At 65.2% G+C, this 1,742-nt stretch carries 2 protein-coding genes; both read right to left on the reverse strand.

The annotated features are described in order from the left end of the window. The coding region (locus EN964_RS33640; RefSeq protein WP_127277383.1) for an MBL fold metallo-hydrolase at positions 1 to 915 on the reverse strand (915 nt) is incomplete at its 3' end. Then, the coding region (locus EN964_RS33645) for an ABC transporter ATP-binding protein (RefSeq protein WP_164776317.1) at positions 915 to 1,742 on the reverse strand (828 nt) is incomplete at its 5' end. The genes EN964_RS33645 and EN964_RS33640, both read right to left, overlap by 1 nt.

Below are 1,742 nucleotides of genomic sequence, written 5' to 3' on the forward strand. Positions count from 1 at the left end.
AAGCAGCACCGGAAAACCGGAATGGTCGGCACGCGGCAAGAGGCGCGATGACGGGCCGGCTTCACCCATGCCGTCATCCGCCAGCAACGGCGTGGACGGCAGGGGATCAGCATCGGTCCAGTCGGCTGCTTCCTGCAAGCGGCGGCGCAGCAACGCTGAAACGCCCGGCAACAAGGCTGCCGTGGCGCCGATCTGCGCTTCCAGGGACGAACGCATGCCGGCATGGATGGCGAACGGGCCAGGCAAGGCCGCGATCAGCTCCAGCGACCGACCCGAGAGCGGCGTCGGCAAAAGACACCCGCCCGAATGCCCCGCAACCCACTGCGAGATTTCGAGCGCCCGCGCCGCGCCCGGCACGGGATCGGCACCATAGGAGGCGTCGAGAACAAGAAGATCACAGTGGGGGATCGTGTCCATGACGAAGACATTGCTGTCCGGCACCACGTCGGCGGAATAGGCGACGCGGCTCTCGCCATCGTCGACGGCAAACCAGACGCCGCCCACCACATGCCCGGAGCGTCCCGTCCGGATCGTGAGATTTCCGCTCTTCAGCGTATCGCCGGGTTGGAACAATTCGATGCGGTCTTCGGGAAAAGGGAACCGCCTGAAATCCTCGGGCTCAGCATAGCCCGCGAGCGTGGCGGGCGCCTCATTGCGGGTCTCGGCCGTCATGAAGATCGGGCCGGCATAGCCACGCGACAGCAGCCAACTCAGTGCGCCGACATGATCCTCATGGGCATGCGAGACGAACAGCGCGTCGATGTCGGCGACCGACCCGTTCAGCACCGGATAGTAGTCCGCGCCCGAGGCGCCGACCTTGATGCCGACGTCGAGCAGGATGCGATCCTTGCCGCTGCTGACAGCAAGACTGGTGCGGCCCTTTTCGCCAAAGCCGCCGAGCAGGTCGAGCATCATCACGATGCTGCCCCCGCCGCCGGGATCAGCCAGCCGGAGCGTATCCGCAGACGCGCATGGGCTCCGCTCTCCAGCAAAACCGGGTCGGGCTGTTCGAAATGCAAAGTGAGATCGGGACTGGTCGAAGGCGCGAATTCGATGCGCGCCGAGCCACCCTGGTAGATCACCCGCTTGACCAGACCATCAAAGCCGGGGCCATCCGGCGACACGTCGAGATCGGCCGACCGGCAGCAGACCTTTGCCCCGGTTCGCGGCCGCTCGCCTGGCCGGCAGCGGACAACCAGTTCAGCGCCGAGAACCCGGACCTTGCAGTGGCCCCTTTCTTCCGCGCTCAACACATCCACGGGCAGCAAAATGCCTTGCGAAATGAAGGATGCGACCATTTCATTTGCCGGCTCATGATAGAGCTCGCGCGGCGTCGCCAGCTGGGCAAGGCGCCCGCCATCCATCACCGCGATGCGGTCGGCCAATGCCATCGCCTCGGCCTGATCATGGGTGATGTAGACGATGGTGGTGCCGGTGCGCTTGTGGAAGGATGCGAACTCGTCCTCCATCGATGCCCTCAGATGCACGTCGAGATTGGCCAGCGGCTCATCGAACAGCACTAGCGAGGGCGCGGCGACAAGGCAGCGCGCCAGCGCCACGCGCTGGCGCTGGCCGCCGGAAAGATTGGCCGGCCGACGCTCGCCCAGCCCTTGCAGATTGACAAGGGCGAGTGCGTCTTCAACCTTCCGGCGGGCGACAGCCTTGTCGAGCTTCGCCACCTTCAGCGAATAACCGATGTTCTCGGCCACCGTCATATGCGGCCACAGCGCATAGTTCTGGAA

It is taken from the genome of Mesorhizobium sp. M7A.F.Ca.CA.001.10.2.1, from assembly GCF_003998575.1.
GTDB lineage: Bacteria > Pseudomonadota > Alphaproteobacteria > Rhizobiales > Rhizobiaceae > Mesorhizobium.